Raw genomic sequence first — 21,626 nt, forward strand, 5'->3', positions numbered from 1 at the left:
CTACCCTGCCTCAGCCTACCGCCAGCGCCGACGCGACAAAGGCCGCCACCAGCGGTGACGCCTCCGCCCCGGGCGCCTGCGCCAGCACCACCCGCTGCGCCGGCAGCGCCTCTGCCAGCGGACGGCAGGCGATGGCCCGGCCGTCGTAGCTGCAGTCGCCGGCCGGGCGGGTGCACGACAGCGCCACACCCTGGCCGTGCGCCACCAGCCCGCGCTGCATCTCGAAGCTCTGCACCGTCTGCGCGATGCGCGGCGTCAGCTGCTGCTGCCAGAACAGCGACAGCAGGTACTCGCGGGTGTGCGGAATGTCCTCCAGCACCAGCGGCTGGCTGGCCAGCTGCGCCAGCGACACCTTGTCCTGCGCCGCCAGCGGATGATCCGCCGGCAGCAACGCGTACGGCGCCAGCTCCGCCAGCGTGCAGCGCGCCATCTGCGCGTCGATGGCCAGCTCGTAGGTCAGCGCCAGTTCCGCCTTGCCGCTGCGCAGCGCGCGTTGCACCGTGGCCAGATCGCCTTCCAGCAGCGTGACCGCCACCTGCGGATGGCGCGCGCGAAAACCGGCCAGCAGCCGCGGCGCAAAGTAGGGGCCGAGATCCTGGAAGCAGATCAGCGCCAGCTGGCCGCGCAGCTCGCCGCTCGCACCGCCAGCGCCGAGTGCCGCCGCCTGGCCGAGGATGTCGCGCGCCTGCAGCAGCACGCGCTGGCCGGCACTGGTCAGCTCCACACCACGGCTGGCCTGGCGGCGGAACAGCGCGCTGCCTAGCGCCGCTTCCAGTTGCGCGATGGCCAGCGACACCGACGGTTGCGATACGTGGCAGGCGCGTGCGGCGGCGCTGACGCCGCCATGCTCGACGGTGGCGACGAAGTACTGCAGCTGGCGCAACGAGAAATTGATCATGTTTTCCAATAATGAAAAATAGGAAATATATATTTTCACTATGATAGCGCCGGATCCGATACTGAGGCGGCCAACTCGGCATTCCCCACCGCAAGCAAGGAGTCACAGATGCAGGCAGTCACTATCGGTAATGAACAGATCGCGGCGTTCCAGCGCGACGGCGTCATCGTGTTGCGCGGCGTGTTCCGCGACTGGATAGAACCGCTGCGCGACGGTTTCGAGCAGGTACTGGCCGCGCCCGGCCCGTTCGCGATCGAGAACGTCGGCAACAACGAACGTGGTCGTTTCTTCGAGGATTACTGCAACTGGCAGCGTATCGAACCATTTTCCCGCTTCATCCAGCAGTCACCGGCGGCGGCGCTGGCCGGCCAGCTGATGGGCGCGCACCAGGTGCAGATCTTCCACGAGCACATCCTGGTGAAGGAGCCGGGCACCGCCAAGGCCACGCCGTGGCATCAGGACATCCCCTACTACTGCGTCGATGGCGAGCAGACCGCCAGCTACTGGATTCCACTGGATCCGGTGACGCAGGACAACACGCTGCGCGTGGTGCTCGGCTCGCACCGCTGGCCCAAGCTGGTGCGCCCAAAACGCTGGGCCAGCAACGAGAATTTCTTCGCCGGCGACGATGACTACATGGAGATGCCGGACGTGGAGGACGGCAGCTACACCATCCTCGCGCCGGAGCTGGAGCCGGGCGACGCGGTGCTGTTCGATTTCCGCACCGTGCACGGCGCCGCCGGCAACCAGGGTGGCAACCGCCGCCGCGCCTTCTCGGCGCGTTTCCTCGGCGACGACGCGTGCTATGCCGAACGCCCGGGGCGCACCTCGCCCCCCTTCCCCGGTATCAACCAGCGCCACGGCGAACGACTGCGCGAGGACTGGTTCCCGGTGGTGTGGTCGGCCGACTGAGGCGGCAACGGTCGTAGGCGCGGCCGTCGTGACCGCCCGCGGCCAACGTCAGTGCCAATATCAACGCCGGCATCCGCACCGGGGTTGGCCGCAACCATGTCAAAGAGATACGTTGCCATCGGCAAGCCGGCACGGCGTGTTACGCTGTGCCACGGCGTACCCTCCCGCCACGGCGGGAGGCAACACGCCACGTTGCCAACCCTTGCCCCGCCCCCTGCCCATGATCGTCCGCACCCTGCTGTTTGCCCTGCCCCTGCTATGGCTGGCCCCACCGGCCAGTGCCGCCGTCACGCCCACCCCGACGTTGGTGTACGCCTTCAGCCGTTTCGAGCCGTACAAGACCGTGGACACCGACGGCAAGCCGGGCGGCCCCTATACCGTGCTGCTGCAGGAGCTGGCACGGCGCAGCGGTGTGCAGCTCGACATCGTGCACTGCCCGCTGCAACGCTGCCTGGCGCTGCTGCAGCGCGGCCAGGCCGATCTCAGCATCGGCATCCGCGGCAACGCCGAACGCGACCGCTATCTGGATTTCCTCGATCCGCCGTTCGCGCCGCCTACCGCCACCATGGTGTTGCAACGGCACGACGATCCGCGCCCGATCCGGCACTACGACGACCTGTATGCGCTGCGTGTCGGGGTGGTGGAAGGTGCCAGCTATTTCCAGCGTTTTGATGACGACAGGCTGATGCGTCGCGATGCCGCGCCCAGTGCCAGACTGGCGCTGCGCAAGCTGGCGGCAAAGCGTTTCGACGTGCTGCTGATCAATGCGCAACAGGGCCGCCAGCTGAGCCGGGAGCTGGGCGCCAGGCAGTACCGCCGCGCCGAATTGCAGTTTCCCGGCGAGCTGCCGCGCCGCATCGCGCTGTCACGGCTGTCGCCGGCGGTACAGGCCGCCAAACCGCGACTGGCGGCACAATTACAGCAGATGCTGCGCGATGGCAGCGTGCGGCGCATTCTGGACGGCGCTGCCGTTCAGGCCGCCCACGCCGGATCGAAGCGGTCGGGACGGTCGCTGCACAGCATGTCGACCCCCCACTGACGCAGGCACTGCATCTCCTGCGGCTGGTTCACCGTCCACGCCATCACCGCCAGGCCGAGGCCGTGCAGCTGCGCCACCCACTCCGCGCTCAGCGCACGGTGGCAGACATGCAGCGCGCGGCAACCGAGCGCCTGCGCCTGCGCCACCAGCGCCGGGTTCAGCTCTTCCACCAGCAGCGCCAGCGGCAGTTCCGGCGCCGCCTGGCGCACCCCGGCCAGCGCCTCGGCATTGAATGACGACACCAGCGGCAACAGCGCCGCGCCCTGCCAGTGCTGGCGGATCTGCGCCGCGCACAGCTGCCCCATCTGCCGCGCGTCGCCAGCCGGCTTCAGCTCCAGATTGACCGCCATGCCCAGCCGCCGCAGCGTGGCGGCCAGTTTTTGCAGGCTGGGCAGCGCCTCGCCGGCAAACGCCGGATGGTGATAGCGGCCGGCATCCAGCTGCAGCAGTTCTGCCGCGGTGTGCGCCGCCAGTGCGCCGTTGCCGCTGGTGGTGCGCTCCAGCTCGGCGTCGTGGGCGATCACCGCCACACCGTCGGCGCTGAGCTGCACGTCGCACTCCACCGCCGTCACCCCCAGCCGGTGTGCCAACAGCAGGCCGGCGAGCGTGTTTTCCGGCGCCAGCGCGCCGCCAAGGCGGTGGGCAAACCCCACCGGATAAGGCCAATGCATGAGCGTCTCCTTGTCATGAGAATGTCGCCGGTCGGCGACTTGGCGCCGCGAACAAAACCTCGCAGCGCACCTGAGACTAGGCGCGCCGACGCAGACCGTACACGTCGTACGGCAAGAAGGCGCAACGCAGGATCAGGGGTTTGGTCAGTGGCGCTTAGCGTTATCCCTTAAGCGTAAGCCCTTGTTTACAGCATGGCAGGCAAAACGGTTTACTGAAACGGCTATTGCGGCGCAATAAATCGCCTTGACATGAGAAATGCGGCCAACCTTGGCTGCCGGCCGGCGACAAGCACCGCCACGGCGTCCGGATGTTGCCCCGCAGCAACGTACAAAAATGGCAACAGTTGTGTGCTATCAAGCCGTGATTGATGAAAATACATCGTCAAATCATTTGATTAAAAAACTGTCAGACAGTATTCCTATAGCCAACTGCAACGTGCCCGGCGGCCAACGCCGGCAAGCGGATGTCGCTTTTATGTAAAAGCATTGCGCCAAATCACAAATTTGTGATTAATTACCAATTCAAACGCTCGTTCGAAATCAAGCCTCGCACGGGCGTTCGCTATCTCTGTCGTTTTTACATTTTTCATTCAACATTTGCAGAAAGGAAGACCATGCAAATCGCTATTGCCACCGAACGGCTGGCAGGTGAACTCCGCGTGGCCGCAACACCGGAAACGGTGAAGAAACTCGTCGCCATGGGTCACACCGTGGTGATCGAGGCCGGGGCTGGGCGGCATGCCGCGGCACCGGATGCGGCCTACTCGGAGGCCGGCGCAACGTTGACCGCATCGCGCGCCGCGGCGCTGGGCCAGGGCGACATCGTGCTCACCGTGCGCCCGCTGCCCGCCGATGCCATTGCCGAGCTGAAGGACGGTGCGGTGCTGATCGGCCAACTGGCGCCCTACCACAACGACACCTTCCCGCTGCTGGCGGCCAAGCAGGTGTCGGCCTTCGCCATGGAGCTGCTGCCGCGCACCACCCGCGCGCAGAGCATGGACGTGCTGTCCAGCCAGAACAACATCGCCGGCTACCGCGCGGTGTTGCTGGCCACCCACTACTACCCGCGCTTCATGCCGATGCTGATGACCGCCGCCGGCACGGTGAAACCGGCACGGGTGCTGATCATGGGTGTCGGCGTCGCCGGCCTGCAGGCGATTGCCACCGCCAAGCGCCTCGGCGCGGTGGTGGAAGCCACCGACGTGCGCGCCTCGACCAAGGAACAGGTGGAATCGCTGGGCGGCAAGTTCATCGAAGTGCCGATGAGCGAGGAGGAGAAAAAAGCCAACGACGGCGTCTACGCCAAGGAGATGTCCGACGACTACAAGCAGCGCCAGGCCGAGCTGGTGGCCAAGCACGCACGCCAGGCCGACATCATCATCACCACCGCGCTGATTCCGGGCAAGAAGGCGCCGACGCTGCTCAGCGCCGAGGTGGTGCAGGCGATGAAACCGGGCAGCGTGATCATCGACCTCGCCGCCGAAGCCGGCGGCAACTGCGCGCAAACGGTGCCGGGCGAGGTGATCACCACCGACAACGGCGTCACCGTCGTCGGCCTCACCAACCTGCCGGGCATGGTGGCGGCGGACGCCTCCAGCCTGTACGCCAAGAACCTGTTCACCTTCCTCGGCCTGATGCTGAGCAAGGAAGGTTTCACCCTGAATCTGGAAGACGACCTGCTGGCGGCCACCCTAGTCACCCACGCCGGCGAAGTGCGCTTCCCTGCGGCCAACGTGGCCAATCCGGCAAAGAAGGAGACCTCTCATGGTTGATCCGTTCATCACCAGCTTCACCATCTTTGTCCTCGCCGTGTTCGTCGGCTACCACGTGGTGTGGAACGTCACCCCGGCGCTGCACACGCCGCTGATGGCCGTCACCAACGCCATCTCCGGCATCATCATCGTCGGCGCCATGCTGCAGGTGGTGGACATCAATGGCAGCGAGCTGAGCGTCACCTCGGTGCTGGGCACCATCGGCATCTTCCTCGCCAGCATCAACATCTTCGGCGGCTTCCTGGTCACCCAGCGCATGCTCGACATGTTCAAGAAGAAGAAAAAATAAGGGACACACGATGGAAAATCTCTCGGCAATACTTTATCTGGTCGCGGCGGTACTGTTCATCCTGGCACTGAAGGGGCTGTCGTCGCCCACCACCGCCATCCAGGGCAACCGCTACGGCGTGATCGGCATGCTGCTCGCGGTGGCCACCACCTTCATGGTGATGGACAAGCCGGTGCTGGCGCTGATCATCGGTGCCATCGCCGCCGGCGGCGCCATCGGCGCCTGGAAGGCGAAGACGGTACAGATGACCGGCATGCCGGAACTGGTGGCGGCGATGCACTCGCTGGTGGGCCTCTCCGCGGTGCTGATCGCGGTGGCCGCCATCTTCCACAGCGGCGTCGAACACACCGCGGTGCAGAAGGTGGAGCTGTTCATCGGCGCCTTCATCGGTGCCATCACCTTCACCGCCTCGGTGATCGCCTACGGCAAACTGTCCGGTAAATTCGGCGCCAAGGCGATCAACTTCAGCGGCCAGCATCTGCTGAACCTGGTGCTGGCGCTGTCTATGGTCGGCTTCGGCGTGCTGTATTTCGTCAGCGACAGCCACGCCGCCTTCCTGGCAATGGTCGCCATCGCACTGGTGCTGGGCGTGACGCTGATCATCCCGATCGGCGGTGCCGACATGCCGGTGGTGGTGTCGATGCTGAACAGCTACTCCGGCTGGGCGGCGGCGGGTATCGGCTTCACGCTGAACAACCCGGTGCTGATCATCGCCGGCGCCTGCGTCGGTGCGTCCGGTGCCATCCTGTCCTACATCATGTGCAAGGCGATGAACCGCTCCATCGTCAGCGTGCTGCTCGGCGGTTTCGGTGCCGAGACGGCCAGCGGCGGCAGCAGCGACGCCGGCGGGCCGAAGCACTACAAGTCCGGCTCCGCCGAAGATGCGGCCTTCCTGATGGGCAACGCCGACAGCGTGATCATCGTGCCGGGCTATGGCCTGGCGGTATCGCGCGCGCAGCATGCACTGCAGGAATTCGCCGAGCTGCTCTCCGAGAAAGGCGTCAACGTGCGCTACGCCATCCACCCGGTGGCCGGCCGCATGCCGGGGCACATGAACGTGCTGCTGGCGGAAGCGGAGGTACCGTACGAGCGGGTGCAGGAGATGGAGGAGATCAACTCCGACTTCGCCAATACCGACGTGGTGCTGGTGATCGGCGCCAACGACGTGGTCAACCCGGCGGCGCAGAAGGACAAGGCCAGCCCGATCTACGGCATGCCGATCCTGGAAGCGCACAAGGCGCGCACCGTGATCGTGGTCAAGCGCTCGATGAACGCCGGCTACGCCGGTCTCGACAACGAGCTGTTCTACATGGACAAGACCATGATGGTATTCGGCGACGCCAAGAAGGTGGTCGAGGATCTGGTGAAAGGCGGCGGCCACTAAGCCACCCGCTGCAGCCAAGGTTGGCCGCAAGCAAAACCCCCGTCGCGTGGCACGCAGCGGGGGTTTTTTCATGGAGCTGGCGGTGTGGACAGCGCACGGGTCAGTGCAGCGCGACGCCGTACAGGAACGGCCCGGCCGCCTCACCCGGCGGCGGTGCCGACAGCAGCCGCATCCCCAGCCGCGCGCACAGGCGGTGTGCCGCCTGCTGGCTGTCGGCCACCGGCACGCGGATGTCGCGCACCTGGTAGTGGCCAAAGGCCAGCACCAGCATGCGCTCCACCGCCTCGGTGAACAGCCCCTGCCCCTGCCAGTCGCTGTGACCCCAGAACTGCAGCAGCCACGACTCGTCCGGCTGGTGTTGCAAGCGCAGCCAGCCGACCACCTCGTCGCCCAGCCACAGCAACGCCACCTTGCTGTCGCCGCGCTGCCAGTTGCGCTGCACCTCGTAGCAGTAGCGCTCCACCAGCGCCACGTCCAGCACCGGCTGCGACCACGGCAGATCGGCGGCAAAGCCCTGCAACTCGTGCTGCGAGGCGACGATGGCCTGGAACAGCGCCGCGCCGTCGCCCGCCTGCGGGGCCACCAACACCAGCCGCGGGGTTCGGATGCCATCCAACAGCGGGTCAGACTGGGTAATCACTGCCATGGCGGCCTCCCAGGTTTATTGATCAAGCTGGCTGGCCAGCAGCGCGACGATGCGCGCGCTGGCGCCACGATGCTGCGCGGTAAACGCCAGGCCGGCGTCGCGCATCGCCGCGCGCTGCGGCGCGTCGGCCAGCAGTTGCAACACCAGCGCCACCAGGGCGCCGGCGTCAGCCACCTGCCGCGCGGCACCGGCAGCCAGCGCCAACTGGCTGGCCTCGGCAAAATTATAGGTCGACGGCCCCAATAACACCGGCACGCCGATGCTGGCCGGCTCGATCAGGTTCTGCGCGCCGAAATCCAGCAGCGAGCCGCCGACAAAGGCGACATCGGCGGCGGCGTAATAGCCGAACAGCTCGCCCATGCTGTCGCCGAGCCACACCTGCGTTTCACGTGAAACCGGCAACTGGTCGCTGCGCCGCTGCACGGCAAAGCCCTGCTCCGCCGCCAGCGCGGCAACCGTGCCGAAGCGCTCCGGATGGCGCGGCACCAGCAGCAACAGCGCGTCGCCAACGTTGGCCGCACGCCACGCCGTCAGGATCAGCGCTTCCTCGCCGTCGCGGGTGCTGGCGCACAGCCACACCGGCCGCTGGCCGATGCGTTCGCGAAACTGCGCCCCCAGCGCCAGCTGCGCCGATGGCGGCGTGAAGTCGTACTTGGTATTGCCGCACACGCGGATATTGCCCGCCCCCAGCGTCCCCAGCCGTGCGGCGTCGGCCTCGCTCTGCGCGGCGATGGCGCGCAACTGGCGCAACGCCGGGCGGATCAGCGCACCGATACGGCGGTAGCCGCGCAGCGATTTTTCCGACAGCCGGGCATTGACCAGAAAGGCCGGTACGCCGGCCTGTGCGCAAGCGTGCAGCAGATTGGGCCAGATCTCGGTTTCCATCAGGATCAGGCAGCGCGGCCGCAGCGCGGCGACGAAACGGCGCATCACCCGCGCGTTGTCGTACGGCAGGTAGCGCACCTCGGCGTCGGGGTACAGCTGCTCGGCGGTGGCGCGCCCGGTCGGCGTCATCTGGGTGATGACGAAACGCGCCTGCGGATACCGTTCCCGCAAACGGGCCACCAGCGGCTGTGCCGCGCGCGTCTCGCCCACCGACACCGCGTGCAGCCAGATCACCTCGCCACCGGCCTGCGGCAGCAGGTCGCCGAAGCGCTCGTCCCAGTGTTCGAGATAGGCCGGCGCCTGGCGCGCGCGTTTTCGCAGGTAGCGCCTGAGCAGCGGCGTCGCCAGCGGCCACAGCAGGCTGTACAGCGCGCGAGCGATCATGCGCCGCGTACCCGCGCCAGCAGCGCCAGCACCGCGTCCACCGTCGGGATTTCTCCGGCACGGCCGATGTTGGCCGCACGCGCGGTTTCCACCACCCCGGTCAGCGCCGGGTCGGTATCGGTATAGATCGCCACCAGCGGCACATCCAGCGCGTTGGCGAGATGAGTCAGCCCGGTATCGACGCCGATCACCGCCGCGGCGTGGCCCAGCAGTGCCGCCGCCTCGCGCAGGTTCATCTTCGGCGCCAGCACGGCGCCAGGGATGGCCGCGGCCAACCTTTGCGCACGCTGCTGCTCCGCCGCACTGCCCCACGGAATGACGATGGCCAGATCCTGATTCTGCAGCGCCTGTGCCAGCTCAATCCAGTGCGCCTCCGGCCACAGCTTGCTGTCGCGGCTGGTGGCGTGCAGCAGCACCGCGTAGTCGCCGGCCGGCAACCACGCCAGTCGTTCACCGCAGCGGATGCCGAACACCGGCGCGCCCTCGGGCCGGTAACCGAAGGCGGCGCCGAACAGCTGGCGGTTGCGTTCGATCGCCGACAGCTGGCGGCTGACCGCGTAGCGGCGCTCGTAAAAGCGGCTGGCCAGCGGCTCGCGGATGCTGGCGCGGTCGTAGCCGGCCAGCGGGCCGTTGGCCCAGCGACCGGGAATGGCACTCTTCAACAGCCCCTGCGCGTCCAGCACCAGCTCCCAGCGCGTGGCGGCCAACGTATGCCGCAGCGCCGCGATCTCGCGCCAGGTGGCGGCCTTGAACAAGGCCTTGCGCCAGCGTCGCCAGGCAATGGGAATGGTGCGGCTCACCAGCGGATGCAGGCCGGGAATGTCGGCAAAGCCTTCTTCCGCCAGCCAGCTGACGCTCAGCTCCGGACGGTGACGTGCCAGATCGGTCAGCGCCGGCCAGGTGTGGATAAGGTCGCCCATCGACGATGTGCGCAGCAACAGGACGTTTTTCATGCGCCGGATTTTACGGGCAGCCCTGTGGTTAACCAAGTAAAATCAGGGCTACCGCTTTGTGGATAACTGGCAGTGGATAAATATCGCCAAAACTGTCCACAAGCTGTCCTGTTGCTGGCAGGCCCTTCAAAGACCCAGCCCCCAACAGGGCAAACTGTTGAAAACATTGGTCAATAGCGGGTTATCCACAGAAAAGTGTCCACTACATCAGTATCTTCATATTTAAAATAGGCAAACAATGAAAAGATGAGGTGCAGACCCAAACGGCTGGAAACACTGTTTGCGTCATTGCTGGCAAGAGATTGTGGATAAGCGGGCAGCACGGCAAGATGGCAAAATTGTCCACAACTGATGCACGCCATTCCAGCTGCGGCAACGACAAGCTAGGCGACATCTCAAGTCATTGAAAAAAAACGTCTTTAGCGTGTTATCCACAGACCGGCACTGCCTTCTACTATCCTTATCCTTTATATAACTAGAAAGTACTAGAAAGAATGTCGCGCCAACTTAGCGTGGTTCTGATCACCAAAAATGCCGAAGCGTTGCTGGAAAAATGTCTGCAAAGCTGTGCCTTTGCCGACGAGATCGTGGTGGTGGATTCGGGTAGCACCGACAGGACATTGGCAATAGCCTCTGCCTATAAGGCAAAAGTTATCCACCAAACGTGGTTGGGATTCGGTCCGCAGAAGCAATTCGCGGTACAGCAGGCCAGCCACGACTGGGTGCTGTGTCTGGATGCCGACGAGTGGTTGTCTGAAAAATTGCGCCATGAAATCAGTAACTTGCTGCACAATCCGGCGCTTGGCGCCTACCGTTTTGCACGCAGCAACAAGTTCATGGGCCGCTTCCTGAAGTTTGGCGAAGGCTATCCCGATTACAGCTTGCGGCTGTTCGATCGCCGCCAGGCACGCTGGTCCGACGACGTGGTGCACGAGTACGTGATCGCCGACGGTGACGTCGGCACCCTGCCCGGCGACCTGATGCACGAATCCGGCGAAGACATCGCGCTGTACCTCGGCAAACAGAACCGCTACACCAGCCTGCAGGCAGAAACGCTGTATCAGCGCGGGAAAAAGGCGGGGATTGCCAAGCTGCTGCTCAGCCCGCTGCTGCGCTTCGTGAAGTTTTACCTGCTGCGGCAGGGTTTTCGCGACGGCCTGCCCGGACTTGTCCACATCAGCATTGGCTGCTTCAACAGTTATCTCAAATACGCGAAGCTGATCGAACTGCACCGGCTTCGCCCACAGGAAAAATGACGATGAAAGTACTGGTCACCGGCGCCGCCGGTTTCATTGGCCGCGCGGTATGTGAAAAACTGCTGGATCGCGGCGATGTGCAAGTGATTGCTGTGGATAACCTCAACGACTACTACGCGGTGGCGCTGAAACACGCGCGCCTGGCCACGCTGCAGGGCCGTGCCGGTTTTGTTTTCCACAAGCTGGACATCGCCGACTGGGCCGCCATCGACGCGCTGTTTGCCGCCGAGCGCCCGGACTACGTGATCCACCTCGCCGCCCAGGCCGGCGTGCGCTACAGCATCGACAACCCGCACGTGTACGCGCAGAGCAATCTGGTTGGCCACACCAATATGCTGGAAGCCTGCCGCCGCTACCCGGTGCAGCACCTGGTGTTCGCCAGCTCTTCCAGCGTCTACGGCAAGAACGCCAAGGTGCCGTTCAGCGAAGACGACCGCGTCGACGAGCCGGTCAGCTTCTACGCTGCCACCAAGAAGGCCAACGAGGTGATGGCGCACAGCTACGCCCACCTGTACCAGCTGCCGATCACCGGCCTGCGCTTCTTCACCGTCTACGGCCCGTGGGGCCGCCCGGACATGGCGCCGTGGCTGTTTACCGAGGCCATCCTCAACGGCGACCCGATCAAGGTGTTCAACCACGGCCAGATGCAGCGCGATTTCACCTACATCGACGACATCGTCGAGGGCGTGCTGCGGGTGATGGCGCATCCGGCCAGCGGCGACGTGCCGTTCGCGGTGTTCAACATCGGCAACCACAACCCGGTGCCACTGATGGACTTCATCCAGGCCACCGAAGCCGCCTGCGGCCGCGAGGCGGTCAAGCAGTACCTGCCGATGCAGGACGGCGACGTGCCGGTCACCTACGCCGACACCGCGCGGCTGCGCGCCGCGGTCGGTTTCTCGCCGGACACGCCGCTGCGCGACGGCATGCAGGCCTTTGTCGACTGGTATCGCGACTACCACCAGCGTTGAGTCTTATCCAGTCCAGTGTGGCGGCAACGGCGGCCTTGCGCCCCGTTGCTGGCCGGCGGCCGCGGCTTCACACACGTACCATCGTGGCTGCCGGGCCGTAAACCGGCCGCCAGCGCCCGCTGTCGTTGCCAACACCTCGTGCTGACGGAAGCGCACGCCAGGCGCGTGGCGGGCCGCTGTGGCGCCGCGATACCGCCTTGCCGCGCCATCCTGCCGCCGCTGCCGGCGTGGCGGCCAACTTTATCCACAGTTGGCCGCGCCGTTTCCGCCGCCGTGATGCGGCAATTTTTCCGCCACGGTCTAAGCTGAACTGATGAATTTTCCAGCGCGGGAGGCGGCAATCATGGATACCGGGCATCACGAACTGACCGAGCTGTTTGCACAGCTCGGGCTGGACAACAGCACCAAGGCGATCAACCAGTTTGTACAGAGCCATCCGCTGCCGGAGCATGTGGTGCTGGCGGAGGCGCCGTTCTGGAGCGCGAGCCAGGCCGCGTTCCTGCGCCAGTCGCTGGCCTGCGACGCGGAATGGTCGGACGCGGTCGATACCCTGGCGACCCTGCTGCAGCAACGCGGTTGAAGCGGTCATCCGGCGCAGAGGCTACTAGCATTGCGTCGGCGATAAATGACAGACAGATAAACGGTTTGCCGATGGCTGCGGCCAACGTTTGGTGTCGCGGCGGCATGGTCTATGCTGGGTTATCACAGTCGTTGAGGAGCCCGTCATGCTGATCGCCCGCTGGAGTATCGAGGCCAAGTTTGGCCACAAACCGGAAGTCATCGCCGAGATGCAGCGCTGGCTGCGCGACATCGGCTCGCAGGCTGGCTGGACGCCGCAGCGCGTGCGGCTGCTGAACGGCTCGATCGGCGCCAAGGAATCCACCATCCTGTCCGAAATCGAGATCGCCGATCTGGCCGAGCTGGACGCCGCCTGGCACAAGCTGGGCACCCTGCCCGAGCACGCGGCGTGGAGCAAGGCGCTGGAGCCGCACGTGGTGTCCGGCACCCAGCGCTGGGAAATCTTCCGCGTCATCGGTTAACCGCCGTCACCGCAGCCGCACCCGGGGATGACCGCGTGTCATCCCTTGGCTTTGCCGTGTCTGGCAGTACGGCCTTGCGGCCAAGGTTGGCCGCAACATCGATCCCACCCAAGTGTCTGATTCTGCTATCATTCCGCGCCTTGCCCCCACCCACCGCAGGAAGTATTCATGAGTCTGTTGCCGCACCAGGTTGAGCTGTTGTCCCCCGCCAAGAACATCGACATCGGCCGCGAGGCGATTTTGCACGGTGCGGATGCGGTCTATATCGGCGGGCCGAGCTTTGGCGCGCGGCACAACGCCTGTAACAGCGTGGCCGAGATCGCCGAGCTGGTGCAGTTTGCCCACCGCTACCACGCGCGCATCTTCACCACGCTCAATACCATCCTGCACGACGCCGAGCTGGACGCCGCGCGCACGCTGATCTGGCAACTGTACGACGCGGGTGTCGACGCGCTGATCGTGCAGGATATGGGCATCCTGCAGCTGGACCTGCCGCCGATCCAGCTGCACGCCTCCACCCAGTGCGAAATCCGCGATGCGGCCAAGGCGCGTTTCCTGTCCGATGCCGGCTTCTCGCAGGTGGTGCTGGCGCGCGAGCTGACCATCCCGCAGATCGCCAAGATCTCGCAGACCGTGGCTGAGGGGCATGACCCGGCCGCCATCGAATACTTCATCCACGGTGCGCTGTGCGTCGCCTTCTCCGGCCAGTGCTACATCAGCCACGCCGACAACGGCCGCAGCGCCAACCGTGGCGACTGCTCGCAAGCCTGTCGCCTGCCGTACACCCTCACCGACGAAAAAGGCGGTGTGGTCGCCTTCGACAAGCACCTGCTGTCGATGAAGGACAACAACCAGAGCCGCAACCTCGAGGCGCTGCTCGACGCCGGCGTGCGTTCGCTCAAGATCGAAGGCCGCTACAAGGACGTCAGCTACGTCAAGAACATCACCGCCCACTACCGCCTGCTGCTCGACGAAATCATCGAGCGCCGGCCGGAACTGGCGCCCGCCTCCAGCGGCAGCAGCGAAATCTACTTCGCGCCCGATCCGGACAAGACCTTCCACCGCGGGGCAACGGATTATTTCGCCACCGGCCGCAAGATCGACATCGGCGCCTTCGATTCGCCGAAATTCGTCGGCGTCGAGCTGGGCAGCGTGCACCAGGTCGGCGATAACTGGCTGGAGATCGCCACCGCTGACAGCATGGCCAACGGCGATGGCATCAACTACATGAAGAAGCGCGACGTTGTCGGCATGCAGCTCAACACCGTGAAGCAGATCGGCCACGTGCCGGGCGGCGAGCTGCTGTGGCGCTGCGTGCCCAACGACCCGGCGGTGCTGGCCGGCCTCAAGCCCGGCACCCGCATCAGCCGCAACCGCGACCACGCGTGGGAGCTGTCGCTGCTGAAAAAATCGGCAGAACGCCGCATCGGCGTGTGGCTGAACCTGGACCAGACCGCCGACGGCCTGGCACTGACCATCACCGACGAAGACGGCTGCAGCGCCACCGCCCACGCGACACTGGCGCTGGAACCGGCCAAGGACGCCGCCCGCGCCGAAGCCGGCCTGCGCGACGCCGTCGCCAAGCTCGGCAACACGATGTTCGTGGCCAACGACGTGGCGCTGAACCTGGCGCAGCCGTGGTTCGTGCCGTCATCGGTGATCAACGCGCTGCGCCGCGACGCGGTGGAAAAACTGGAAGCCGCCAGGTTGGCCGCCTGGCCACGCCAGCCGCGCAAGGCGCCGGTACAGCCGCCGGTACCGTATCCGGAAAAAAACCTCAGCTACCTCGCCAACGTCTACAACGCCAAGGCCTGGGATTTCTACAAGAAACACGGCGTGGAAGTGATCGAGCCGGCCTACGAGGCGCACCAGGAAGAAGGCGAAGTCAGTCTGATGATCACCAAGCACTGCCTGCGCTTCTCCTACAACCTGTGTCCGAAGCAGGCCAAGGGTGTCAAGGGCGTGATGGGCCAGGTGCGCGCCGACCCGATGGTGCTGAAATCCGGCGACGAGACCTACACGCTGAAATTCGAATGCCGCCCGTGCGAGATGCACGTGATGGGCAAGATGAAGAAGCACATCCTGAAATCGCCGCCACCGAGCGAGATTCCGGCGACGGCACCGATCACCTTCTTCAAGCAGCGACCTGCGTCGTGAGCTAGTGGGGGATGCGGCCAAGGTTGGCCGCAGGTTTGGATGACATAGAGCAAGGGCAAGCCGGATGGCTTGCCCTTTTGTCATTGTCTTGCCGTATGATGATCGGGTTTGTAGGTTGGCGCAGCACATAGCCAAGATCAACACTTGATGAGCATGGCGCGGTAAACATTGAGTTTCGCAGGCTCAGTCCAGTCTACCCTGCTTATGGAGAAGTAATGAGAGCAATTAATAAGATATTATTTTTGATAATTACTTTTTCAATTATGGCATGTAGTAAAAACCATGTTGAACCAGTTGTTCTTAAGCTGAATGGTGACTCCTCTTTATTTATTGAAGTGAAAAATTGTAATTTCCCTTTTCAAGGGGAGTCAATGATATCTTTTTATGCCGAGCTTGATCGATCTACCCGTAATTTTGTGTGTGGTGATGGCAGCAATAAGGATGATGTTTTTAGAATACAAATTGGAAATTTTAGATTTGAATATAGTCTTGGCTATTACATGAAGATTGAAGAAACAGAATATTATTCTTTGTACAAAGAACGAAATAATGAAACATCTATTGGATGGGCTATTTTTTCGAAAAAACATGGTTTTCTGGTGAGAAAATCAAATATTAAGAATAAAATTGTTGAAGTAACTTCAGATATGGGTGGCCGGTTTTACATGGAGGCACTGATTGATGTGAATTCATTTGAACCAGATAACGTTATATATCAGGCTAATCGAGTAGTTGAGCTTCTAAATGCTAACGTAAGAAACGGTAAGCCGGACTGAGCTTGTGAAGCCCAATTTTTTATCGCAATGAATTGGAAAGGTTGGCCGCAAGCCGTCATGGGCTTTGCGGCCAACCTTTTTTGAAATATGGCATCCGCTGCGCGGATATTTTTTTATCTGCCGCTTTCCGCACGGCGGCGGGATACTTTCTTTTGCTTCGCCAAAAGAAAGTATCCAAAGAAAAGGCGACCCGAAGGCGCAAGCATTCCCGTGAAAACCGCCGCCATCCCGGCGCCGCCCATCCGCTGCGCTCAAAAGAGGGCGGCTTGTTTCCGGGCTGGCGGCCGTTTCCACGGCTTGCGCCAACGGTGATGGGAGCGTCGGTTCGGTTTTGGCTGGTGATATTGGAGTGAGAACCGTAGGGTGCAACACCCCGGCTTTATCGAGGCGTTGCACCGTTTTTCGGGCGGGTGAAACGTGTAGCCAGAATAAGCTGCAGGCGCATCCGGGTAGGTGCGGGGTAAATCTCAAGGCGGGTTACTAGCGATTGGTTGGTCACTCCCACGGTAATAATATATTTTTGAGGTTGGAATGAGAAATTATTTTGATGTGGTGGTTATTTGGATGGTAATGATTTTGGTGTTTGCTTTTTTTTGTACAGCATGCGCCTCTGATTATGAAACAATAAAGATACCTAAAAATAAATATGGTGTTTTTTATATTAATCATTGCCCTACAAGATTTTTTTCAGGCGCACCACTAATCGAGTTTAAATTTTATTCATCGGCAGGTGATCTTGAGAAAATTATGAATGAATTAGGCAGAGACTCTGCAAAAGGAAGAGTGGTTTTTGAAAGTTTTGAAACTAATCAACGTCAAGTATATGGCAAGAGCTCTATGTATGGTGGGTATGTCGCTAAGGATAGTGTACGTGTTAGTATGGACTTCATAAAATCAGCTAGTTGTCAAAAATATAAAGTGATAGTTGAAGAGGCATTTAATGAAGATGTGGATATATATGTTGGTAATCGCTATCTTTAGCACTGTAATTTGTGCTTCGTTTGCAAATCCCAATGTTGATCACGAATGAATGACCAAGGTTGGTCGCAAGCGATAACAGCTTTGCGGCCAACCTTTTTTGAAATATGGCATCCGCTGCGCGGATATTTTTTATCTGCCGCTTTCCGCGCGGCGGCGGGATACTTTCTTTTGCTTCGCCAAAAGAAAGTATCCAAAGAAAAGGCGACCCGACGGCGCAAGCATTCCCGTGAAAACTGCCGCCATCCCGGCGCCGCCCATCCGCTGCGCTCAAAAGAGGGCGGCTTGTTTCCGGGATGGCGCCATTTTTCACGGCTTGCGCCAACGGGGATGGGCGAGTTGGTGCGGTGTTGGCTTGTGGGTATAAGTTATCCACAGGTGGTATCGCGGTCGCTTGCACTGACCCTGCGAAGCCCATCTCTACCGCGATCAAATCAAAAAGGTTGGCCGCAAGCCGTCATGGCTTTGCGGCCAACCTTTTTTACGATGCCGCGATGTAGCGATCCGGCCGGTGGTAGAAGCCGATCACCAGGCTCATCGCGGCGGCGCCGATCAGTGAGCCGATCAGCTGCGGCAGGCTGCACAGCAGCAGCGACGCGAGCAGGATCGCAAGGTCGATGCCGAATTGCAGCTTGCCGGCGCGCAGGCCGTAACGCTGCTGTACGTACAGCGCCAGGATGTTGATGCCGCCGACGCTGGCCTTGTGGCGGAACAGCGCGATCAGGCCCATGCCGAGCAGCAGTCCGCCGAGCAGGCCGGTGGAGTACGGGTTCAGCGTGCCGGCAAACGGGAACAGCTCGCGGCATTGGGTGGACAGCAGGGACACCAGTGCGACGCAGACAAAGGTGCGCACGGTGAAGGCGGCGCCCATGTGGCGCAGCGCCAGCCAGTAGAACGGCAGGTTGATCAGGAAAAACAGCCAGCCGAAGGGCGCCAGGCCCTGGTAGTGCAGCAGGAAGGCGATGCCGGCGGTGCCGCCGGTGAGCAGGCCGGCCTGCACGAACATGGCCATGCCGAAGCCGATGAAGGAAGTGCCGATCAGGATGGCGAGCAGGTCTTCTGCCCGGCTGTGTGCCAGCGGATTGTGTCCGCTTGTCAGGCGCGTGGTGTCGGTAGTCATGTGGATACCGTTGGGGGCGATTTGTCAGAAACGGCGCGCCGGGTAAGGGCGCCGCACCGGTAGCCGGCGCAGCAAGAAGCCTGCCAGCGCCGCGGGGTCGATGCGTGGCGCTGGCGGGCTTGCGGTGCCTTGTGGCGGGGCAAACGGCCAGTGCCGGCCGGTCTGCCGCGCCAGAGTGGTGCATGGCCGCGCTGTTTGCTGCTGCGGCCAACCCTGGCCACCGGCGTGGCTGTGTTGCCGTCGCTGGCGAGGCCGGCGCGGAATGTCGCCGCATTTCGTGCTACAACGGCAGCATCTGCCCCTTTCTGTTGCCGTGCCGCCCATGGATTTCCTGCGCCGCTTTTTCCTGCGTCACTACCGCGATCCCTACACCCGCTTTTCGTTGCTGATGTGTGGGCTGATGCTGGCCTTGCTGCTGCTGGTGTGGCTGTTCGATCTCGATACCCCGGCGCGCGAGCCGGTGCCGTTGCCGCCGCCGGCGACCATCGGCGTGCCGGTGTAGTCGCGGTGCTCTTGCGCGGCTTGCCAGCCACGGTTGATGGCAGGATCATCGGTGGCTTACTGCGGGGGATGAGGCGATGAACGGGCTGTTACTGGCGCTGGCGTTTGTGATGGGGGTGGTGGTGCCGCTGCAGGCGGCGATCAATCACCAGCTGAAGCTGCTGATCGGCGGCAGCCCGGTGCTGGCGGCGCTGGTGTCGTTTGCGGTGGGGCTGGTGACGCTGACCATCGCCGCGCTGCTGAGCGGGCAAAAGTGGGTTGGTCTCGCCGCCTTGCCGCGCGCGGAGTGGTGGATGCTGAGCGGTGGCGCGCTGGGGGCGCTGTTCGTGTTCGGCACCACGCTGCTGGCGCCGAGGCTGGGGGTGGCGGTGATGCTGTCGCTGATCATCGCCGGCCAGGTGTGCGCGTCGCTGTTGTTCGACCGTTACGGCTGGCTGGGCATGCCGCTGAAGGAGATCAACAGCTGGCGTCTGCTGGGCGCGCTGCTGGTGGTGGCCGGGGTGTTGCTGGTCAATCTCGGCGACCGCATCGGCCGGTAGCGGCCGGCGCGGCGTTTCACGTGGAACGGCCCGGCCGCCGCCGACAAACAGCACAATGGCAACAGCGGATTGCGTTACAATCCGCTGTTTTTCATTGCGGCGGCAGAAATGCTGCCGAATCAGGGTTTTAAGGAATCAGTGTGGCCGATATCGAGCGCCTCGATACGTGGGTAAAGTACAAGAATGGCCTGTGCAGCGACTGCATGGGCAGCTGTTGCAGCATGCCGGTGGAAGTGAAGCTGCCGGATCTGGTGCGCATCGGCGTGGTGGACGAGTTCGAGCTGGGCGAGCCTATCAAGAACATCGCCAAACGTCTGGAAAAGCAGCGCATCATCCAGCATTTCAACTTCAAGAGCGGTCTGTTCACGCTGACGCAGCGCGCCAACGGCGATTGCCAGTACCTGGATCAGAAGACCCGGCTGTGCAGCATCTACGCGCTGCGGCCGAATACCTGCCGCAATCACCCGCAGGTCGGTCCGCGACCGGGGTTTTGCGCCTATACCCGTAATCCGCAGCATGGCCGCAAGGTGAGTACATGAGCGACAAACAGAGCAACAACCCGCTGCACGGCGTGACGCTGGAAGCGATGCTGACCGAGCTGCACGGCCACTACGGCTGGGATGGCCTCGCCAGCCGCATTGCGGTGCGCTGCTTCAGCCACGAGCCGAGCATCAAGTCCAGCCTCGCCTTCCTGCGCCGCACGCCGTGGGCGCGCGACAAGGTCGAGGCGCTGTACCTGCAGCTGAAGAAGCCGAAGCGCAGCCTGGCGCCGAAGGCGGCCACCGCGCGCGCGCCGGCCGGCCACGGCGCGGCCAAGGCGCCGACCATCCTGTTTGCCCGCAAGACCCCGCCGACCGACGACGCCTGAGCCGGCTGCCACCCGAACCCTCCGGCCGCGACACGTCGTCGCGGCTTTTTGACGCAAGGAGCCGCCGATGACCGCGCCCGCCGTATTGCTCGATGCCCGTGGCCTGATCGCCGCGCAACGCCAGTTTGCCGCCGAGCGCGACTGGCAGCGTTTCCATACCCCGCGCAATCTGATGCTGGCACTGACCGGCGAGGTCGGCGAGCTGGCGGAGCTGTTCCAGTGGCGCACGGACGCCGAGGCGGCGGCGATGGCGAGCGAGCCGCAGGCCTTCGAACGGCTGCAGGAGGAAATCGCCGACGTGATGATGTACCTGGTGCGGCTGGCCGATGTCTGCGGCGTCGATCTCGACCACGCGCTGCAGGACAAGCTGCACAAGAATGCGCTGAAATATCCGGCCGGCGGGCGGGAATAAATTGCCACAGTTTTGCCGCAGTACCCGGATGTTATTTATAGAAAGCGGCGGCAATTGATAATCCAATACTTTTCTATCCGGCGCGGCAGCGGCAAGCAAACATGCCGTTGGCTTAGCCTGTGCTAAGCTGGCCGATTGTGTTTGCCGCAGATCCCGACCGATGAACCAAGCCGACACGCTGTCTTTCCACGCCGCCTCGCTGCCGCCTGCCGCCCGCCTGCAGCAGCTGTACGCGGCGCTGCCCTACCCGGTGCTGCTGTTTGACGTGCACGGGCAGCTGGAGTTTGCCAATCACGCCGCGCAGTGCTGTCCCGATGCGCAGCCGGCGCTGCAACAGCTGGCCGCCGGCGCCACGCTGGCGACGGTGACGCTGCCGGGGCTGAGCGCCGACAGCTTCGCCCAGGTGCTGGCCACGGCCGCGCCGCAGAGCATGGAGCTGAGCCTGCCGCAGACCGATGGCAGGCCGGGACACTACCAGATCACGCTGACGCCGCTGTGTGATGCCAGCGGCAAGGTGGACGGCGTGCTGCAGACCCGCCACGACGTCACCCGCCAGCGCCAGGAAGCGCAGCGGCTGCAGCTGTTGCAGGGGCACCTGCTGGAGATGGCGCACCGCGACGCGCTGACCAATCTCGCCAACCGCCGCTATCTGGAACTGAAACTGGAAAGGTTGGCCGCAGACAGCGCGTCCAGCCTGTGCGCGCTGCTGTTCATCGATCTCGACCGTTTCAAGCCGATCAACGACGCCCACGGCCACGACACTGGCGACGCGGTGCTGTCGGCGATTGCCGCGCGGCTGAAGCAGGCGCTGCGCGGCACCGACCTGCTGGCGCGCATCGGCGGCGACGAGTTTGCCATCCTGCTGGAAGGCGTCACCGAGAGCGGCGCGCGCGCGGTGGCCGGCAAGATCATCCAGGCACTGGACGAGCCGTTTGCCGAGCTGTCGCCACCGAACCGGCTCGGCCTGTCGGTCGGCATCTGCCTGTTCAAGAGCGGTGCGACGATGCCGGCCGAGGTGCTGGCCGAGGCCGACCAGGCGATGTACCGCGCCAAGCGCCGTGGCGGCCGCCAGTTCGAGCTGCAGCAGCTGTAAGAACCTGTTCACGATCTGCTGCGCGTCGGCGATACCGCGTTAAAAACGCCTTCGGAATGCTCATTTACCACTTGTAAACTCC

General features: G+C 63.3%; 25 protein-coding genes. 19 read left to right on the forward strand and 6 right to left on the reverse strand.

Annotation, left to right across the window (positions count from 1 at the left end; genetic code table 11):
• Nucleotides 1–10: 10 nt before the first annotated feature.
• Nucleotides 11–898 (reverse strand): LysR family transcriptional regulator, encoded by an 888-nt coding sequence (locus tag C8E02_RS16610; RefSeq protein WP_120812912.1) that lies wholly within the window; start codon nucleotides 896–898, stop codon nucleotides 11–13.
• Between the two features lie 108 nt (nucleotides 899–1,006).
• Between C8E02_RS16610 and C8E02_RS16615 the strand changes: the two genes are divergently transcribed.
• A complete protein-coding gene (locus C8E02_RS16615) occupies nucleotides 1,007–1,810 on the forward strand; it encodes a phytanoyl-CoA dioxygenase family protein (protein ID WP_120812697.1) in 804 nt (267 codons plus the stop codon).
• 220 nt (nucleotides 1,811–2,030) lie between these two features.
• On the forward strand, nucleotides 2,031–2,849 hold the full coding sequence (locus tag C8E02_RS16620) for a substrate-binding periplasmic protein (RefSeq protein WP_170152181.1): 819 nt from the start codon (nucleotides 2,031–2,033) through the stop codon (nucleotides 2,847–2,849).
• Here the strand turns inward: C8E02_RS16620 and ugpQ are convergent.
• Nucleotides 2,783–3,520: a glycerophosphodiester phosphodiesterase gene (ugpQ, locus tag C8E02_RS16625; protein WP_120812703.1), complete on the reverse strand. Its 738-nt coding sequence runs from the start codon at nucleotides 3,518–3,520 to the stop codon at nucleotides 2,783–2,785. The genes C8E02_RS16620 and ugpQ overlap by 67 nt on opposite strands.
• A 614-nt stretch (nucleotides 3,521–4,134) precedes the next feature.
• Here ugpQ and C8E02_RS16630 point away from each other — a divergent pair.
• Genes C8E02_RS16630 through C8E02_RS16640 form a run of 3 tightly spaced genes read left to right on the forward strand, consistent with a single transcriptional unit; the run spans nucleotide 4,135 to nucleotide 6,965 of the window.
• Nucleotides 4,135–5,292 (forward strand): Re/Si-specific NAD(P)(+) transhydrogenase subunit alpha, encoded by a 1,158-nt coding sequence (locus C8E02_RS16630; RefSeq protein WP_120812706.1) that lies wholly within the window; start codon nucleotides 4,135–4,137, stop codon nucleotides 5,290–5,292.
• Nucleotides 5,285–5,581: a proton-translocating transhydrogenase family protein gene (locus C8E02_RS16635; RefSeq protein WP_047967458.1), complete on the forward strand. Its 297-nt coding sequence runs from the start codon at nucleotides 5,285–5,287 to the stop codon at nucleotides 5,579–5,581. The genes C8E02_RS16630 and C8E02_RS16635 overlap by 8 nt, the downstream gene beginning before the upstream one ends.
• Nucleotides 5,582–5,591: 10 nt before the next feature.
• Nucleotides 5,592–6,965, forward strand: coding sequence for an NAD(P)(+) transhydrogenase (Re/Si-specific) subunit beta (locus C8E02_RS16640; protein WP_120812708.1), 1,374 nt, complete (start codon nucleotides 5,592–5,594; stop codon nucleotides 6,963–6,965).
• A 100-nt stretch (nucleotides 6,966–7,065) separates the two neighbouring features.
• Here the strand turns inward: C8E02_RS16640 and C8E02_RS16645 are convergent, their stop codons facing one another.
• From C8E02_RS16645 to waaC, 3 genes are read right to left on the reverse strand one after another with little or no spacing between them, the layout of a single operon-like run.
• Nucleotides 7,066–7,611 (reverse strand): GNAT family N-acetyltransferase, encoded by a 546-nt coding sequence (locus C8E02_RS16645; RefSeq protein ID WP_120812711.1) that lies wholly within the window; start codon nucleotides 7,609–7,611, stop codon nucleotides 7,066–7,068.
• 15 nt (nucleotides 7,612–7,626) lie between these two features.
• Nucleotides 7,627–8,880 (reverse strand): lipid IV(A) 3-deoxy-D-manno-octulosonic acid transferase, encoded by a 1,254-nt coding sequence (waaA, locus tag C8E02_RS16650; RefSeq protein ID WP_120812714.1) that lies wholly within the window; start codon nucleotides 8,878–8,880, stop codon nucleotides 7,627–7,629.
• Nucleotides 8,877–9,833: a lipopolysaccharide heptosyltransferase I gene (gene waaC / locus C8E02_RS16655; RefSeq protein WP_120812716.1), complete on the reverse strand. Its 957-nt coding sequence runs from the start codon at nucleotides 9,831–9,833 to the stop codon at nucleotides 8,877–8,879. The genes waaA and waaC overlap by 4 nt, the downstream gene beginning before the upstream one ends.
• Nucleotides 9,834–10,327: 494 nt before the next feature.
• On the opposite strand from waaC, the gene C8E02_RS16660 reads away from it, so the two are divergent.
• From C8E02_RS16660 to C8E02_RS17305, 8 genes are all read left to right on the forward strand, one after another.
• A complete protein-coding gene (locus C8E02_RS16660) occupies nucleotides 10,328–11,089 on the forward strand; it encodes a glycosyltransferase family 2 protein (RefSeq protein ID WP_120812719.1) in 762 nt (253 codons plus the stop codon).
• A 2-nt stretch (nucleotides 11,090–11,091) separates the two neighbouring features.
• Nucleotides 11,092–12,060 (forward strand): NAD-dependent epimerase, encoded by a 969-nt coding sequence (locus tag C8E02_RS16665; RefSeq protein WP_120812721.1) that lies wholly within the window; start codon nucleotides 11,092–11,094, stop codon nucleotides 12,058–12,060.
• A 343-nt stretch (nucleotides 12,061–12,403) separates the two neighbouring features.
• Nucleotides 12,404–12,640, forward strand: coding sequence for a DUF2789 domain-containing protein (locus tag C8E02_RS16670; protein WP_047967496.1), 237 nt, complete (start codon nucleotides 12,404–12,406; stop codon nucleotides 12,638–12,640).
• Between the two features lie 145 nt (nucleotides 12,641–12,785).
• Nucleotides 12,786–13,100: a hypothetical protein gene (locus C8E02_RS16675; RefSeq protein WP_120812724.1), complete on the forward strand. Its 315-nt coding sequence runs from the start codon at nucleotides 12,786–12,788 to the stop codon at nucleotides 13,098–13,100.
• A gap of 168 nt (nucleotides 13,101–13,268) precedes the next feature.
• Complete coding sequence (locus tag C8E02_RS16680) at nucleotides 13,269–15,257, forward strand: peptidase U32 family protein (protein ID WP_120812727.1); 1,989 nt, start codon at nucleotides 13,269–13,271, stop codon at nucleotides 15,255–15,257.
• Nucleotides 15,258–15,472: 215 nt separating this feature from the next.
• Nucleotides 15,473–16,033 carry a hypothetical protein gene (locus C8E02_RS17295; protein WP_147424514.1) on the forward strand — a complete coding sequence of 187 codons (561 nt, stop codon included), beginning with the start codon at nucleotides 15,473–15,475 and terminating at the stop codon, nucleotides 16,031–16,033.
• Nucleotides 16,034–16,074: 41 nt separating this feature from the next.
• Nucleotides 16,075–16,386 (forward strand): hypothetical protein, encoded by a 312-nt coding sequence (locus tag C8E02_RS17300; protein WP_170152182.1) that lies wholly within the window; start codon nucleotides 16,075–16,077, stop codon nucleotides 16,384–16,386.
• 178 nt (nucleotides 16,387–16,564) lie between these two features.
• A complete protein-coding gene (locus tag C8E02_RS17305) occupies nucleotides 16,565–17,014 on the forward strand; it encodes a hypothetical protein (RefSeq protein WP_147424516.1) in 450 nt (149 codons plus the stop codon).
• 478 nt (nucleotides 17,015–17,492) lie between these two features.
• Here C8E02_RS17305 and C8E02_RS16685 read toward each other — a convergent pair whose 3' ends face one another.
• Entirely contained in the window at nucleotides 17,493–18,131 is a 639-nt protein-coding gene (locus C8E02_RS16685) for a YitT family protein (RefSeq protein ID WP_120812730.1), read from the reverse strand.
• Nucleotides 18,132–18,453: 322 nt separating this feature from the next.
• Between C8E02_RS16685 and C8E02_RS16690 the strand changes: the two genes are divergently transcribed.
• From C8E02_RS16690 to C8E02_RS16715, 6 genes are all read left to right on the forward strand, one after another.
• A complete protein-coding gene (locus tag C8E02_RS16690) occupies nucleotides 18,454–18,633 on the forward strand; it encodes a hypothetical protein (RefSeq protein WP_120812733.1) in 180 nt (59 codons plus the stop codon).
• A 76-nt stretch (nucleotides 18,634–18,709) separates the two neighbouring features.
• Nucleotides 18,710–19,171: a DMT family transporter gene (locus tag C8E02_RS16695; protein ID WP_120812736.1), complete on the forward strand. Its 462-nt coding sequence runs from the start codon at nucleotides 18,710–18,712 to the stop codon at nucleotides 19,169–19,171.
• A gap of 140 nt (nucleotides 19,172–19,311) precedes the next feature.
• Nucleotides 19,312–19,710, forward strand: a complete 399-nt coding sequence (locus C8E02_RS16700) for a YkgJ family cysteine cluster protein (RefSeq protein WP_120812738.1) — start codon at nucleotides 19,312–19,314, stop codon at nucleotides 19,708–19,710.
• Complete coding sequence (locus C8E02_RS16705) at nucleotides 19,707–20,039, forward strand: VF530 family protein (protein ID WP_120812741.1); 333 nt, start codon at nucleotides 19,707–19,709, stop codon at nucleotides 20,037–20,039. Before C8E02_RS16700 ends, C8E02_RS16705 begins: the two co-directional genes overlap by 4 nt.
• A gap of 67 nt (nucleotides 20,040–20,106) precedes the next feature.
• Nucleotides 20,107–20,451 carry a nucleotide pyrophosphohydrolase gene (locus C8E02_RS16710; protein WP_047968237.1) on the forward strand — a complete coding sequence of 115 codons (345 nt, stop codon included), beginning with the start codon at nucleotides 20,107–20,109 and terminating at the stop codon, nucleotides 20,449–20,451.
• Between the two features lie 160 nt (nucleotides 20,452–20,611).
• On the forward strand, nucleotides 20,612–21,544 hold the full coding sequence (locus C8E02_RS16715; RefSeq protein WP_120812743.1) for a GGDEF domain-containing protein: 933 nt from the start codon (nucleotides 20,612–20,614) through the stop codon (nucleotides 21,542–21,544).
• Nucleotides 21,545–21,626 lie beyond the last annotated feature (82 nt).

The sequence above is a fragment of the Vogesella indigofera genome, assembly GCF_003633895.1.
In the GTDB taxonomy this organism is placed as follows: Bacteria; Pseudomonadota; Gammaproteobacteria; order Burkholderiales; family Chromobacteriaceae; genus Vogesella; species Vogesella indigofera.

What these genes read in the sequence shown, in the direction of transcription:
- C8E02_RS16610 (WP_120812912.1), bottom strand. Translation starts at nt 898, where the DNA reads ATGATCAATTTCTCGTTGCGCCAGCTGCAGTACTTCGTCGCCACCGTC.
- C8E02_RS16615 (WP_120812697.1), top strand. Translation starts at nt 1,007, where the DNA reads ATGCAGGCAGTCACTATCGGTAATGAACAGATCGCGGCGTTCCAGCGC.
- C8E02_RS16620 (WP_170152181.1), top strand. Translation starts at nt 2,031, where the DNA reads ATGATCGTCCGCACCCTGCTGTTTGCCCTGCCCCTGCTATGGCTGGCC.
- ugpQ (WP_120812703.1), bottom strand. Translation starts at nt 3,520, where the DNA reads ATGCATTGGCCTTATCCGGTGGGGTTTGCCCACCGCCTTGGCGGCGCG.
- C8E02_RS16630 (WP_120812706.1), top strand. Translation starts at nt 4,135, where the DNA reads ATGCAAATCGCTATTGCCACCGAACGGCTGGCAGGTGAACTCCGCGTG.
- C8E02_RS16635 (WP_047967458.1), top strand. Translation starts at nt 5,285, where the DNA reads ATGGTTGATCCGTTCATCACCAGCTTCACCATCTTTGTCCTCGCCGTG.
- C8E02_RS16640 (WP_120812708.1), top strand. Translation starts at nt 5,592, where the DNA reads ATGGAAAATCTCTCGGCAATACTTTATCTGGTCGCGGCGGTACTGTTC.
- C8E02_RS16645 (WP_120812711.1), bottom strand. Translation starts at nt 7,611, where the DNA reads ATGGCAGTGATTACCCAGTCTGACCCGCTGTTGGATGGCATCCGAACC.
- waaA (WP_120812714.1), bottom strand. Translation starts at nt 8,880, where the DNA reads ATGATCGCTCGCGCGCTGTACAGCCTGCTGTGGCCGCTGGCGACGCCG.
- waaC (WP_120812716.1), bottom strand. Translation starts at nt 9,833, where the DNA reads ATGAAAAACGTCCTGTTGCTGCGCACATCGTCGATGGGCGACCTTATC.
- C8E02_RS16660 (WP_120812719.1), top strand. Translation starts at nt 10,328, where the DNA reads ATGTCGCGCCAACTTAGCGTGGTTCTGATCACCAAAAATGCCGAAGCG.
- C8E02_RS16665 (WP_120812721.1), top strand. Translation starts at nt 11,092, where the DNA reads ATGAAAGTACTGGTCACCGGCGCCGCCGGTTTCATTGGCCGCGCGGTA.
- C8E02_RS16670 (WP_047967496.1), top strand. Translation starts at nt 12,404, where the DNA reads ATGGATACCGGGCATCACGAACTGACCGAGCTGTTTGCACAGCTCGGG.
- C8E02_RS16675 (WP_120812724.1), top strand. Translation starts at nt 12,786, where the DNA reads ATGCTGATCGCCCGCTGGAGTATCGAGGCCAAGTTTGGCCACAAACCG.
- C8E02_RS16680 (WP_120812727.1), top strand. Translation starts at nt 13,269, where the DNA reads ATGAGTCTGTTGCCGCACCAGGTTGAGCTGTTGTCCCCCGCCAAGAAC.
- C8E02_RS17295 (WP_147424514.1), top strand. Translation starts at nt 15,473, where the DNA reads ATGAGAGCAATTAATAAGATATTATTTTTGATAATTACTTTTTCAATT.
- C8E02_RS17305 (WP_147424516.1), top strand. Translation starts at nt 16,565, where the DNA reads ATGAGAAATTATTTTGATGTGGTGGTTATTTGGATGGTAATGATTTTG.
- C8E02_RS16685 (WP_120812730.1), bottom strand. Translation starts at nt 18,131, where the DNA reads ATGACTACCGACACCACGCGCCTGACAAGCGGACACAATCCGCTGGCA.
- C8E02_RS16690 (WP_120812733.1), top strand. Translation starts at nt 18,454, where the DNA reads ATGGATTTCCTGCGCCGCTTTTTCCTGCGTCACTACCGCGATCCCTAC.
- C8E02_RS16695 (WP_120812736.1), top strand. Translation starts at nt 18,710, where the DNA reads ATGAACGGGCTGTTACTGGCGCTGGCGTTTGTGATGGGGGTGGTGGTG.
- C8E02_RS16705 (WP_120812741.1), top strand. Translation starts at nt 19,707, where the DNA reads ATGAGCGACAAACAGAGCAACAACCCGCTGCACGGCGTGACGCTGGAA.
- C8E02_RS16710 (WP_047968237.1), top strand. Translation starts at nt 20,107, where the DNA reads ATGACCGCGCCCGCCGTATTGCTCGATGCCCGTGGCCTGATCGCCGCG.
- C8E02_RS16715 (WP_120812743.1), top strand. Translation starts at nt 20,612, where the DNA reads ATGAACCAAGCCGACACGCTGTCTTTCCACGCCGCCTCGCTGCCGCCT.